10 protein-coding genes, 1 pseudogene and 1 other annotated feature are annotated in these 13895 nt (G+C 38.8%); of the genes and pseudogenes, 8 read left to right on the forward strand and 3 right to left on the reverse strand.

Annotated features, from left to right (window positions below):
• The first annotated feature begins 30 nt into the window (after positions 1-30).
• The gene (locus KFO35_RS11745; RefSeq protein ID WP_002292592.1) at positions 31-690 is read left to right on the forward strand and encodes a Crp/Fnr family transcriptional regulator; all 660 of its coding nucleotides are present in this window, start codon (positions 31-33) and stop codon (positions 688-690) included.
• Positions 691-768: 78 nt separating this feature from the next.
• Here KFO35_RS11745 and KFO35_RS11750 read toward each other — a convergent pair whose 3' ends face one another.
• Positions 769-2379, reverse strand: coding sequence for an ABC transporter permease (locus tag KFO35_RS11750; RefSeq protein ID WP_156272323.1), 1611 nt, complete (start codon positions 2377-2379; stop codon positions 769-771).
• A gap of 12 nt (positions 2380-2391) precedes the next feature.
• The gene (locus tag KFO35_RS11755; RefSeq protein WP_002315949.1) at positions 2392-3273 is read right to left on the reverse strand and encodes an ABC transporter ATP-binding protein; all 882 of its coding nucleotides are present in this window, start codon (positions 3271-3273) and stop codon (positions 2392-2394) included.
• A 252-nt stretch (positions 3274-3525) separates the two neighbouring features.
• Between KFO35_RS11755 and KFO35_RS11760 the strand changes: the two genes are divergently transcribed.
• Positions 3526-4125, forward strand: a complete 600-nt coding sequence (locus KFO35_RS11760) for a TetR/AcrR family transcriptional regulator (protein ID WP_002315948.1) — start codon at positions 3526-3528, stop codon at positions 4123-4125.
• Between the two features lie 69 nt (positions 4126-4194).
• Here the strand turns inward: KFO35_RS11760 and KFO35_RS11765 are convergent, their stop codons facing one another.
• Positions 4195-5496, reverse strand: a complete 1302-nt coding sequence (locus tag KFO35_RS11765; protein WP_025477359.1) for a polysaccharide deacetylase family protein — start codon at positions 5494-5496, stop codon at positions 4195-4197.
• A gap of 261 nt (positions 5497-5757) precedes the next feature.
• Positions 5758-5963 (forward strand) — a binding site (T-box leader).
• Positions 5964-6067: 104 nt separating this feature from the next.
• On the opposite strand from KFO35_RS11765, the gene tyrS reads away from it, so the two are divergent.
• From tyrS to KFO35_RS11795, 6 genes and pseudogenes are all read left to right on the forward strand, one after another.
• On the forward strand, positions 6068-7324 hold the full coding sequence (gene tyrS, locus KFO35_RS11770) for a tyrosine--tRNA ligase (protein ID WP_002315946.1): 1257 nt from the start codon (positions 6068-6070) through the stop codon (positions 7322-7324).
• Positions 7325-7614: 290 nt separating this feature from the next.
• Positions 7615-9492 carry a tyrosine decarboxylase gene (gene tdc / locus KFO35_RS11775; protein ID WP_002286400.1) on the forward strand — a complete coding sequence of 626 codons (1878 nt, stop codon included), beginning with the start codon at positions 7615-7617 and terminating at the stop codon, positions 9490-9492.
• Positions 9493-9734: 242 nt separating this feature from the next.
• Positions 9735-11156: a tyrosine-tyramine antiporter gene (tyrP, locus tag KFO35_RS11780; RefSeq protein ID WP_002286392.1), complete on the forward strand. Its 1422-nt coding sequence runs from the start codon at positions 9735-9737 to the stop codon at positions 11154-11156.
• 108 nt (positions 11157-11264) lie between these two features.
• Positions 11265-12632 (forward strand): Na+/H+ antiporter NhaC, encoded by a 1368-nt coding sequence (gene nhaC, locus KFO35_RS11785; RefSeq protein ID WP_002292602.1) that lies wholly within the window; start codon positions 11265-11267, stop codon positions 12630-12632.
• Between the two features lie 243 nt (positions 12633-12875).
• The gene (locus tag KFO35_RS11790; RefSeq protein WP_002315945.1) at positions 12876-13472 is read left to right on the forward strand and encodes a hypothetical protein; all 597 of its coding nucleotides are present in this window, start codon (positions 12876-12878) and stop codon (positions 13470-13472) included.
• Between the two features lie 41 nt (positions 13473-13513).
• A pseudogene (locus tag KFO35_RS11795) lies at positions 13514-13895 on the forward strand (hypothetical protein); the annotation flags it as partial.

Genomic DNA, 13895 nt, shown 5'->3' on the forward strand with positions numbered 1-13895 from the left:
CAAGGAAGAAATCCAAAGGAGGAATCTGCTATGAGACATGAAGGATTGTGTGTTTCACTCGTTCCATTATTCAATCATCTCGAGATAGAAGATCAGCAAAAAATCCACTCGCTAGTGACACACAGAAAAGTGGAAAAAGGAGAACAGATTCTTGCGCCGAATGGAGAGTCTCAATTAGTGATCGTGGCTTCCGGCAGTATGAAAGTGTATCAATTATCTGCTAGCGGAAAGGAACAGCTTTTACGAGTAGTAGAGCCGGGCGGATATGAGGGAGAGAGCCAGTTGCTAGGCGTTCCAAATGAGTCTTTATTTGGCGAAGCACTAGAAAAAACGGAAATTTGTGTATTGAGACAAAAAGATTTCTCGGAACTTTTACTGCATTATCCCGCCCTTAGTCTGAAACTTTTAGCAATCAACGCTGAGAAATTAACAAAAGTACAGCAGCAGACAACTTTTTTGATGATGGAAAAAGTAGAAGAACGAGTCGCTGTCTATCTGCTTGATTTAGCTAAAGCGACAGGGAAGAATCACTTTTTCCTGCCAATGAAAATGAAAGAACTTGCTGCATTTATCGGTACGACCCCCGAAACTTTATCTAGAAAATTTAAATTATTAGAGGAGAATGGTTATGTAAAAAGAGAGAATCGGGAAGTCTGGATCATTGATAAAGAGCAGTTAGAAGACTTGTAAATACAAAAATGACCTCCAAATGTTGGATTTTTGATCCCAATTTGGAGGCTAGTATGAAATTGAACATGCTCTTTTTTGTTATCCTTCCACTAAATCTCTTCTCCTATAACCGATAGCACCAAGGACGATCAGTGCAAGGCTGATACAGGATAACGTAAGGAATACGGAAAGATCGAAAGAATCGTTTGGCATCCGTGGTACCCAGCTAGGGACCGCTGTTTTGGAGAACCATTCTGGCAAATCCAAAATCCCGCCAAAGTAATTGAGCGCAAAGGAGTAAGCTAAGTAGATATAAGCAAATTTACCCATTCGAGGAAGCCATCCGAATAGAAAGCCACTCATCCCGATAAACACTAAAACAGCAGGCAGAAAGTTGAATCCGGCTTTAAGAAACAGCAATAGATCCATATCTTTCGCATCCTTCATCGATGCCAAAGCAGAAAGTCCTAGCGCACCAGAACTAATCAGAATCGACAATATAGAAAACAGGATCGCTAGTAACAGATTTGTCCAATAAAGTTGGTTCCTAGAAATTTTTGTTGCGAACAGCTGATTCATACGTCCGTGGGTTTCTTCTGTAAATAAACGATTGATGCTAGCAATTGGTAAAATAGCAGCTAGACAAATCAAGACGACCATGATCGTGCTTGTAAAGTTTTTTTCAATTGAGACGCCAGATTGGATAAACATCTGTTTCATTAAGTCGTTACTTTCTAAAAACTGTTGCATATTCCCGTAGATAGAGCCGTATGCCGCCCCCATCAAACCAAAAGTGATGAGCCAACTGATTGTCATTCCTTTATTTAGATAGAATAATAAACCACGCAAGGATAGAAGAGAACGTTTAGCATACGGTTTTCCTTCACGTTCGGGGATATAGCCGGTGTTCAAGTCTCGATGTTCCTCTAAAACAAATGAACTGATTATCAAGATGAGACTGAACAAAAACAAATAAAGCAAAGGAATCCAGTTATTAGTTGTAAATGGATAGGTCAAATAAGACCAGCCTAAAGGATTCCACATCGAAAGGGAGGAAACAGCTACATCTGTTATTGCTCTTAGAAGATAGAGTCCACCTAAAAACGCTAGAGACAGACCATTCGAACTGGCTGAACTTGGCATCAGTTGTGCAGCAAACAGTGCAACGGCACTCCCCAAAATCCCCGTACTACCTACAGATAGCCCAAAAAGCCAAGCACCTTCTGCAGTGATCGAATCTGCTTGAAAAAAAATCATCGTACAGCTGATCGATATTGCTAAAAGCAAATTGATCAGAATAGTTTCAGCGATGACAGCTAAAGAGTTTGCTTGACGTCCGACTCGAAAGGAACGAATAAGTTCAATCAGACCAAGCTCTTCTTTTTTTCTCGTTTGGCTCACTACATGCAAAACCGAGATCACAGCAGCAAACAAACTGCAAAAAAGCAACATTTCATTTGCATACATCGCTCCTAAAGTATACTCAGCAGCATTCGAAGCGGGAGTTGGTCCGACCATTGCTATCATTGCCGGATTTTGCATTGTTTCGTATAATCCAGCTAACCCTTGTCCTGAAGTCAATTTTTCAAATGCAGGGACAAAACCACCAGAAAAAGCAGTGACACCGACTAGCCATATCAAGATCTTTTTCCAGTCACGGCTAAGGTTTTGAGAAAAAAGGGTGGACCAGCGTGAAAATTTATCAGTCATTTCGATTCCTCCTCATCCTTCATAGTGCCTCATGAATAAATCTTCAAGAGTCGGTGGAATAGATTCAAATTTTTTCACACCTAATTTGGAAGCTTCAGCTAAAATCACATCGAAAGCTTCGTTGTCAGCAGCAAATTGAGCAAGGTGGCCTTTTTGCACAAAATCATGGACACCGTTCAATTGTGCTAAGTGGCTGTTATCTGCTTCTGTTTCTATAGTAATGGTCGAGCGGGTCAAATGACGCAATTCATCGAGTGTTCCTTCTTCTACGACTGTTCCCTCGCGGATGATCACGACTTTATCTGCCAACCGTTCGACTTCACTGAGAATATGAGAAGAAAGCAGGATGGATTTACCCTGTTCTTTCAGTTTTTCAACTTCTTCTTGAAAAATGGTTTCCATCAAGGGATCTAAACCAGATGTAGGCTCATCAAATAAATAGAGATCCGAATCAACAGATAAAGCAGCAATCAAGCCCACTTTTTGACGATTTCCTTTTGAATAGTTTTTTGCTTTTTTCTTAGGATCAAGAGAGAAACGTTGAATCAGTTCGTCCTTTTTTTGAGCGTTCCCTTTTCCATGAAGCTTCATGAAGAGATCGATGATCGCTCCTCCAGTCAAATTTCCCCATAAAGAGATGTCACCTGGAACATAAGAAAGACGTTCATGGATAGATAAACTATCTTCCCATACATCTTGACCAAAAATCGTTGCCGTTCCGCCGTCTTTTTTTATAATCCCTAAAAGTGTCCGAATCGTCGTGGATTTTCCAGAACCATTTGGTCCGATAAATCCAACGACTTCACCTGAATGTACGGTGAAAGAGACGTCTTTTAAAGCTTCGAAACGACCAAAGTTCTTTTTCAAATGTGTGACTTTGACGATTTCTGCCATAAAAACCCCACTCCTTTTTTGAAAATATATACTAAATAAGATTAAATGGTTTAATAAAATGGTTTTATACCTTTTTATAAAACTTTTTTTATTATTTTAGTACATAATATTCTTTTTATAAATTTCTGTCAATGAATTCATAAACAAGGAATTGCTGGCTTGATACTTTCTCAATAGATAGTTATAATAAACCTCAGAATAAATTTGAACTATATATATTATAAAAGTTTAAAATTACGGGAGGCTCTACCAATGAACGGTTTTGAAAAGAGAGCACAAGAGAAAAAGAAAGAGATTTTACAAGCAGCTTTTGACTTGATGAACACAGACATAGGAACCGCTGGAGTGACGATGGATAAGGTAGCTGAGAGCGCTCAGGTAAGTAAAGCGACGATTTTTAAATATTTTGGCAGCAAGGAAGGGCTGATTTATGAAGTATTTTTCACATTTATGAATGATTTAGGGCAAGAAGCGAAAGCGTTGATTGCGGAAAATCTTCCATTTGAAGAAACGTTGATTGCCATGAGTGAAAATAAAATCCGCTATCTCAATCGAGTGAACAAACAATTTTATATCGATTTAATGACATGCTATACAAAAAAAGAAAAAAAAGAATTTTCTGACGCGATGGATGCGTATACGCAAGAAAGTTTCAGTATCATGCTTGATCTTTTCCATCGAGGGCGTAAAGAGGGAAAAGTGGATTTGAAATATTCTGATGAGTTCTTGATCCTCTATTTTCAAGCAATGGTAGAAGGAATTTCTAAGCCAGAGATATACGCAAAACTGCTTCCATATACAGCAGAATGGACAGAAGTCCTGATCAAGGGAATCGCGCCGAAGAAGAAATAAAGCATAAAAAAAGCCGAAACTGACGATAAAATGTCAGTTCGGCTTTTTTGGTTTATAAATGACGTAAAATCAAGCGGATTCTCGTGCTTCTTTGTCATAGACATCATGAACGTTGATGAATGGATCAAGAATAGGGTTTTGTCCGTCTAAATCTGATTGGAACCGAATGCCATCGATATTGATTCGAGCATTTCGATAGAAATCCGCACCTAATTGTCCCCAAGCGGGAGTAGAAGCATCTACATTGCAGAAAATATCGAAACCTTGACTCTTTAAGTAAGCAAATTTTTGATTTTCTGCTGAATAAGGCTGCCAGTCGCTAATATCTGCACCAAATGGATAAATCAGGATATTTGTTTTTCCTAGGATAGGTGCAACTTCTTGCTGCCATAATTCATTGTCTTTTTTGACATCCTCTAATGAAGCTTGAGTCATATTCAAGTGTCCCCAGGTATGGGAAGCAAAGCTCCAGCCATCTTTCTTCAACTGATCAGCTACTTTTTTAGCTTCTTCGATCTCTTTTTTTGTTTTCTCGTTATCTCCGTATTGAGACTTGGATGTTCGATAACCTAAAACACCGTTGTAACCTGTCAGGGCCAAGGTGCCTTTTGCGCCTCGATAAGAAAAATCAGGATGTTTCTTGACAAAAGCATCGATCAGAGGAACCATGTCAAAGTCCCCAATTTCTTCCTTATCATTCTCTTTATAAACATTTTTGATTTCATTGTTATTTGATACGACTAATCGGCTAGGAAAACCGGAATTATCCATATATTCATAATAGCTGACATCATCTTGCGAAAGAACTAATGGTTTTTTTCCTTCAGGTAGCGCAAGCCCGTTAAAGGAAAGGTTTCCTTGTTCGTCTTTTTGGATCAAATCATTCAAATTGACTAAAACAAAATCATTTTGATAGAGTTGTTCGATCGAACGGTTGAACTCTTCAACAGTTACCATATAGTCTTTATATCCTTGCGACTGTTGAGAGTGGAAGGCTTTTTGCGGGTCCACGATCAAGCTGTGAAAAAAGACGTGAGAGATCTGAGTAGGATCAGACCAGTCAATCAGTTGTTCTTTCTCCTTTTTCAGTGTTTGAAGAAGCTGCTGTGTTTCCGCAGATCCGTTTTTACTGTTTTTCTCCAATAAAGCAATCGCTTGGTCATAATCATAGCTTTGTGCCAGATTTTTTGCTTGAGTAACTAGCTGTTGCTTATCATCCATTGGCTCTTTTGTCTTTTCTGTTATTTTTTTTTCAGGAATGATCGGTTCTTTTTTTGTGTATGCTCGGATGACAAAAAACAGACTTAAAATTAAAATAACGACAGTTAAAGCAGAAGTAGCTCCTAAAATAATTTTTTGCTTTTTTTCCATATACCTCGTCCCTTGCTTTTTCATTTTTTTACTCGTCCCATTGCTCATTGTAACGAAGAAAGAATAAGAGGAAAAGTAAAGTGACTTCTCGATAAATTGCAGAAAAAATACAGAAAAAATAGTTTCTTTTAACAATATTAAAAATAAAATGTTCGGGATTAGAGCGGATTCAAAAAAGAAAAAATGAGGAATTTAAAAAAAATATCCTTTTTCTGTTGACAAAGAAAAAGTTGCGCTCTATGATAGACACATATTAATAATAACAAGACGAAGATCGAAACGAAGTAGTTGTTAAAGCCAATGTTTCAGAAAGCTGGTGGTTGCTGCAAACCAGTACATGCTTTAAAGCGAATTACATTTCAGGAGTCTCTGGCAGTGATTGCCACGCGACAGCGTTAAATGTTCGAGAGGTATGTTGGATATCTAGACATACAAATTGGGTGGTACCGCGAGATTTCGTCCCTTGGCTATATGCCAAGGGACTTTTTTTATTTTCCATCCCGAAGAAATACTTAATGACGCATGCTAGCAGGTTCCTGCTTTCATAAAAAACTACACGGAGGTCAGTAAAATGAATATTATTGATGAATTAACTTGGCGCGACGCCATTAATCAGCAAACAAACGAAGAAAGACTTCGCGAGCTCGTTGAAGAAAAGAGCATTTCACTTTATTGCGGCGTTGATCCAACTGGTGATTCGATGCATATCGGACATTTGATCCCATTTATGATGATGAAAAGATTCCAATTGGCAGGCCATCATCCATATATTCTGATTGGCGGCGGAACAGGAACGATCGGCGACCCAAGCGGCCGTAAAACAGAACGTGTGTTGCAAACGATGGAACAAGTGCAACATAACGTGGATGCACTTTCCAATCAAATGAGAAAATTGTTTGGTAAAGACGCAAATATCACATTTGTGAACAACTACGACTGGTTGTCAAAAATCTCTTTACTTGAATTTTTGAGAGACTACGGTAAAAACTTCAACATCAACACGATGTTAGCAAAAGATATCGTTGCCAGCCGTTTGGAAGTAGGGATCTCATTCACAGAATTCACTTACCAAATCCTGCAATCCATCGACTTTTTACATCTGCATAAAACATACGATGTACAACTACAAATCGGTGGAGCAGACCAATGGGGAAATATCACTGCTGGTTTAGACCTGATCCGAAAATTAGAAGGACCAGAAGCAGAAGCGTTCGGTTTAACGATTCCATTGATGTTGAAAGCGGACGGAACGAAATTCGGAAAAACCGCAGGCGGTGCCGTTTGGCTTGATCCTAAGAAAACTTCACCATTTGAATTCTACCAATTCTGGTTGAATCAAGATGATCGTGATGTAGTGAAATACTTGAAATTCTTTACGTTCTTATCTCAAGAAGAAATTGAAGAATTAGCGAAAAAAGTAGAGACAGAACCTGAGAAACGTGAAGCACAACGCCGTTTGGCAGAAGAAGTTACAAGATTTGTGCATAGTGAAGAAGACTTGAAAGAAGCGCAAAAAATAACACAAGCATTGTTCTCTGGAAATATTAAAGAACTAAATGCGGAAGAAATCGCGCAAGGATTCGGTAAAATGCCGAACGTTGAAATTTCAAGCACACCTGAAAATATCGTGGAGCTACTTGTTTCCACAAAAATTGAACCATCTAAACGTCAGGCACGGGAAGATGTTTCAAACGGAGCTATAAGTATTAACGGTGACCGCGTTACCGATTTAAATTTTGTCATAAATCCATCCGATGAATTCGATGGTAAGTTTGTGGTTATTCGAAAAGGTAAGAAAAATTACTTTTTGGCCAAAGTAATTGATTAGAATTTAGTAAGTTTTTGCCTTGAAAAAGGGGAATACTATTACAACATTCCAATTTTGAAACCCATCCTAAAATAGAACGCTGGTTGTCGTTAATACAATCTTTGCGAGGGAGTTTACTTTTGTAAATTTCCTCGTTTTTTTTAATTATTTCAAAAGTATGAACAATTCGAATAATTGATACATATTAAAATACGATTAAAAAACGGTCGAAAGCTTAGTTTACAGAATAGGAGAACAGGTGTAATGTAGGGCTCGACAAAATTTAAATATTTTTTTAGGAGGGTTTCACTATGAGTGAATCATTGTCGAAAGATCTAAACCTAAATGCCCTATTCATTGGGGACAAAGCTGAGAACGGCCAAATCTATAAAGCTTTGTTGAATGAATTGGTGGACGAACATTTAGGCTGGCGTCAAAACTACATGCCTCAAGACATGCCTATCATTACGCCAGAAGAAAAAAGCAGTGCTAGTTTTGAACACACTGTGAATAAAACAAAAGATGTTCTATCAGAAATTTCAGCGCGGATGCGTACCCATTCCGTTCCTTGGCATAATGCCGGACGCTACTGGGGTCATATGAACTCTGAAACATTGATGCCATCTTTACTAGCGTATAATTTTGCTATGCTATGGAATGGTAATAACGTTGCTTACGAATCTTCTCCTGCAACAAGCCAAATGGAAGAAGAAGTAGGCATGGAATTTGCAAAATTAATGAGCTATAAAGATGGCTGGGGACACATCGTTGCTGATGGTTCTTTAGCAAACTTAGAAGGACTTTGGTATGCCCGCAACATCAAATCATTGCCACTTGCTATGAAAGAAGTGACACCTGAACTAGTTGCTGGAAAAAGCGATTGGGAATTGATGAACTTGTCAACAGAAGAAATCATGAACTTGTTAGACAGTGTTCCAGAAAAAATCGACGAAATCAAAGCTCACTCAGCACGTAGCGGAAAACATTTAGAAAAATTAGGGAAATGGTTGGTTCCACAAACAAAACACTATTCATGGCTAAAAGCTGCCGACATCATCGGTATTGGTTTAGACCAAGTAATTCCAGTGCCAGTTGACCATAACTACCGCATGGACATCAACGAACTTGAAAAAATCGTTCGTGGTCTAGCAGCTGAAAAAACACCAATCTTAGGTGTAGTCGGTGTTGTAGGATCAACAGAAGAAGGAGCAATCGACGGTATCGATAAAATCGTTGCATTGCGTCGCGTATTAGAAAAAGACGGTATTTACTTCTACTTGCATGTAGATGCTGCTTATGGCGGATATGGCCGTGCGATTTTCTTAGACGAAGACAACAACTTCATTCCATTCGAAGATTTAAAAGACGTTCATTACAAATACAATGTCTTTACAGAAAACAAAGATTATATCTTAGAAGAAGTACACAGTGCATATAAAGCAATCGAAGAAGCAGAATCTGTAACGATCGACCCGCATAAAATGGGCTATGTTCCATATTCTGCCGGTGGTATCGTCATCAAAGATATCCGCATGAGAGACGTTATCTCTTACTTCGCAACATATGTATTTGAAAAAGGTGCAGATATCCCAGCATTACTTGGAGCGTATATCTTGGAAGGTTCAAAAGCAGGGGCAACAGCAGCCAGCGTTTGGGCAGCACATCATGTCTTACCTTTGAATGTCACAGGATACGGTAAATTGATGGGTGCATCAATCGAAGGGGCACATCGTTTCTACAACTTCTTGAATGACTTGTCATTCAAAGTAGGTGACAAAGAAATCGAAGTTCATCCATTAACTTATCCAGATTTCAACATGGTAGACTACGTATTCAAAGAAAAAGGCAACGACGATTTAGTTGCGATGAATAAATTGAACCATGACGTATACGATTATTCTTCATACGTGAAAGGAAGCATTTACGGTAATGAATTCTTAACTTCACATACTGACTTTGCTATCCCAGACTATGGCAACAGCCCATTGCAATTCGTGAACCAACTAGGATTCTCAGATGAAGAATGGAACCGTGCCGGAAAAGTAACTGTATTGCGTGCCAGCGTAATGACACCATACATGAACAAAGAAGAACACTTTGAAGAATATGCTGAAAAAATCAAAGCAGCTCTTCAAGAAAAATTGGAAAAAATCTACGCAGACCAATTATTGGCAAGCGAAGCAAAATAAGCAAAGTAATCATGTTAGAAAACAGCTTGAATGCTAACTGTTTCTGACGCATGTTTGGATCTGAAGAGCAAGGGGTGACCTAAGCTCTTCGATCCCTTTGTTTTGAGGTTGTCTTTGAAGAACTCCTTCAAGCAATAGACTCAAAGAATCCCCTCAAATATTCGCTGAATTGTTTCGTTTATTGCTGAAACTACTTCAAAGACACCGTTATTTTATCCAAAAAATCAAGGAGAGTGTCAACGGTGAGTAAATCTGAAGTAAGTAAAATGGGTCTTGGGACCTTTATCGGTCTGACAATGGCACTGTGTGCAACGGTTCGGAGTATTCCTACGTTAGCCGCAGTCGGTTGGACATTGATTTTTTATTCAATTTTTGCAGTTTTGTTTTTTGCCGGTCCGATATCAATGGTTTCCGGTGAGCTTTCAACGATGCTTCCTCAAGAAGGCGGTCCTCAGTTATGGGTAAAAACAGCACTGGGCAGCAAATGGGGATTTGTCGTTGCATGGCTATTATGGGTGCAAATGTTCCCAGGTATGGTAATGGTCGCTTCTACTTTAGGACCATTGTTAGGAAACACATTTGGTAATGTAGAACTTGGCAATAATCATTGGTTCGTTTTAGGTTGTATTTTAGTTATCTACTGGATCATCACGATCTTGAACTTGAAATTCGATATGGCAAAAGTCGGCGGGAACATCGGTGTATGGCTAGGGGTATATATCCCAGTAGTCATCATGTTCGTTTTAGGTGTTTTGGCAGCCTTCAAAGTCGGACTAGTCTCAAACGGCTATCTAGGTGACTTTTCATGGTCAAAAGCTTTCCCTGACTTGGAACATATTGATTCATTGAAATACTTAGCTGGTATCACATTTATTTTTGTTGGGATCGAAATGAGTTCTGTTTACATGCCTCGTTTGAAAGACGCAACAAAAAATTATACAAAAGGCGTATTTATCGCTTTGATCGGATTAGTTTTATTGAATGTCATCAATGCGATGCTTGTTGCCAATGTCGTACCAGATGGAAAAATGGAATTAGCAAATATCACGCAGCCAATCTTGATTGATTGCCAAATCCTAGGCTTACCAGAAGTGATCGGAAATATCTTCAGCTTCATGGTATTTATTGGTGTGCTTTTACAATTATCAGCTTGGGTTACTGGACCATCAAAAACAATCATCCAAGTAGCTCGTGAAGGATTCCTACCACCAAAATTCGGATTCCATAAAGAAAACAAATACGGCGTATCTAGAAATGTCGTTCTAACACAATCAATCGTTATTTCATTATTTGCTTTACTTTATGGTGTAATGGATGACGTAAGTGCTGTATTCTTGACACTTACAAATGCTACAACTGTTATTTATTGTATCGTGTACATTTTGATTGCTGTTTCATTGCTTAAAATGCGTAAGAAACATCCAGAATTCGAACGTCCTTACCGAATTGGTAAAAACGGAAACGGCTTAGCTTGGGTAGTCAGCTGCATGCTGATCTTCTCTATCATCGTTGTCGTATTTGCTACATTAGGTACAGCGACATTGAGTGATGCATTATTAGTAGCAGCTATCACAGTGGTCATGTTCGTTATTCCATTGATTATCAATCACTTCAAGAAAGATTCTTGGGGGATTGAGGTAGAAAAAAGTTTAGAAGAAAAATAAAAAAATAAGTCTTTCAGCCGACGATCTGTCGCTGATTTAGTAGGAGGTCCTGCCAAGTGAATAGTTTTTTCATGGCAGGGCCTTTTCATTTGAAATAGGAGATCGACGATGAATAAAAATATTTCTTTAAAAGAAAGTATCGCTGTATTGATCGTGTTGTTGGCACTCCTAGGAGTACTGATCATCGGATTCCAACTCTCGCCACATATCCCGATCCTTGCAGCTTTCATGTGTTTGTTGTTTTATGGCAGATTTAAAAAGTTTTCATGGGATGAGATCCATGACGGAATCATCAAAGGAATCACCCCGGGGATCATTCCGATCCTGATTTTTCTTTTGATTGGCGTCTTGGTTGCCTCTTGGATTCTATCTGGAACCATCCCTACGATCATGGTTTATGGATTTAAGCTTGTCTCTGTACGTTTCTTTTTACCGACAGCATTTCTTGTTTGTGCAATTGTCGGAGTGACAGTCGGCAGTTCATTTACGACGATTTCGACGATTGGGATTGCTTTTTTGGGAATCGGTCATTTGCTTGGATTCAACGATGCAATGACTACAGGTGCGGTCGTTTCTGGTGCATTTTTAGGGAATAACTGCTCGCCTCTATCGGATACGACGAACTTGGCGGCTGGTATCGGCGGAGTCAATCTATTCGAACATATCGCTGGCATGCGTTATACGGATTTTCCGGCATTCGTCCTTTCGTTGCTTTTTTATACGATATTAGGACATAACAGTCATTCAGCCGACCTAGCCAGTATCAATGAAATGATCCAAAATATGAAAGCAAGCTTTTGGATCTCTCCTTGGACATTGATTCCGTTAGTTATTTTATTTGGCGGGGCAATCAAAAAAATCCCAGCTATCCCTACATTATTAGCAGGATCGACAGCCGCCCTCGTTCTTTCCTTTATCCATGAGAAAAGTTTGACGATTGGAAAAGCAGCAGACATCTTGATGAATGGTTATGTCGCGCATACACCTGATCCCAAGCTAGATGAACTGCTTTCTCGAGGCGGGATCATGAGTATGTTGGGCTCAGCCAGTTTGATTTTACTGGCATTGGCATTAGGTGGTTTATTGATCAAATATTTGATTGTTGAGACCATCGTGCAAGAATTAAAAGAAAAGATGGACCGACCTTCTCGTTTAGTCGGGTTTACTGCCTTGAGTTGTATCGGAGTCAATCTGATCGTTGGAGAGCAGTACTTGTCCATCATTCTTCCGGGAGAAACATTCAAACGCTCCTTTGATGAGGTTGGCTTATCAAAAAACTATTTGACACGGACGCTAGCAGATTCAGGAGCAACCGTCAATTCTCTTGTACCGTGGGGAGTTAGCGGCACATTCATTATGGGGACGATGAAAGTTAGCGCGTTGCATTACTTGCCATTCGCTTTTTTCTCGATCCTTGCTCCTGTCTTTACAATAATAGGCGGTTTTTTATTGAATCGCCGACATGTGAAAAATTGAAGAAAAGATCAAAAGGTTGTGACTATTTTTGTCACAGCCTTTTTTGCGAAACTAGCGATTTATACGATTGAAAAACTATCTTTTCTTTAAAAAGAAATAATAGGAATAGAAGCTTTGATAGTTGCGATAAAATAAAAATGGATAGATAAAATTCGAGAGAAACATGTATTGACGTGGCAGATGAAAGGGGTAGATTTGTTAGTGTATCAGGAGTGCCGTTAGAAGAACAAAAGGAGAGAAAAGATGGAATTATTAGAAAAAGAAAGTATTGATTTTTATTTGGAGCGTGCTTGGACCGTGTTACGGTATGCTTTTTTCAAGGAAGAAGAGTATGACGGGCTAAATAGTCATCAGGAGGCAGTTTTAGAATTTCTCAATTACTCAAGCAGATTGTGTGCTGGGTGGTCATGGGGAATCAAAGAAGGGCTTATAGTTTCTAAAAAAATATATGCACAAAAACTTTACGAATTCAGAGAAGAAAAAATCAACTATACGGATATCCGATTTTTTGACAAGATGAAAGAGTACCCTATTTATGTGAATAAAGAAATGATGAAGGCGAAAAGAATCACGCCTGAATCATTCTGGGCGGACGATGGTATCTATCGGACTTCTTTTCTTGAAGCAACTCAAGGAGCAGAGGGAACGGAGGAAGAATTTAACCAGTTGAATGATCGTCTTTTCCCAGATAAAGATCATCTGCATATTTACCTTTGGAACAATGAATTTACGAATTATTATAATGAAGGTCGTTATTGGGATGGCGCTTATGTGTGGTCAGTGTATGACGAAAAGAGAAAGCGGTTTACTGTTTTCGATGCTAGGTTAGTGATGATTTGATTTTTTGCATATAGTGATGAACTGGAAAAAGGAGAGAGAAGATGGAACTATTAGAAAAAGAAAGTATTGATTTTTATTTGGAACGTAATCGAATCCCATTCACTTATGCTTTTTTCAAGGAAGAAGAATATGACGGGCTAAATAGTCATCAGGAGGCAGTTTTAGAATTTCTTAATTGCTCAAGTAGACTACAAGCTTGCTGGTTATGGCGAATCGGTGATTCTATTGAAAAAGGAACGATGGTTTCTAAAAAAACATACGCACAAAAATTTTATGAATTCAGAGAAGAAAAAATCAACTATACGGATATCCGATTTTTTGACAAGATGAAAGATTATCCTATTTATGTGAATAAAGAAATGATGAAGGCGAAAAGAGTCACCCCTAAAGCATTATGGGCTGAGGATGGTATCTATCGGACTT

Origin of the sequence: Enterococcus lactis (genome assembly GCF_015751045.1) — a bacterium.
GTDB lineage: Bacteria > Bacillota > Bacilli > Lactobacillales > Enterococcaceae > Enterococcus_B > Enterococcus_B lactis.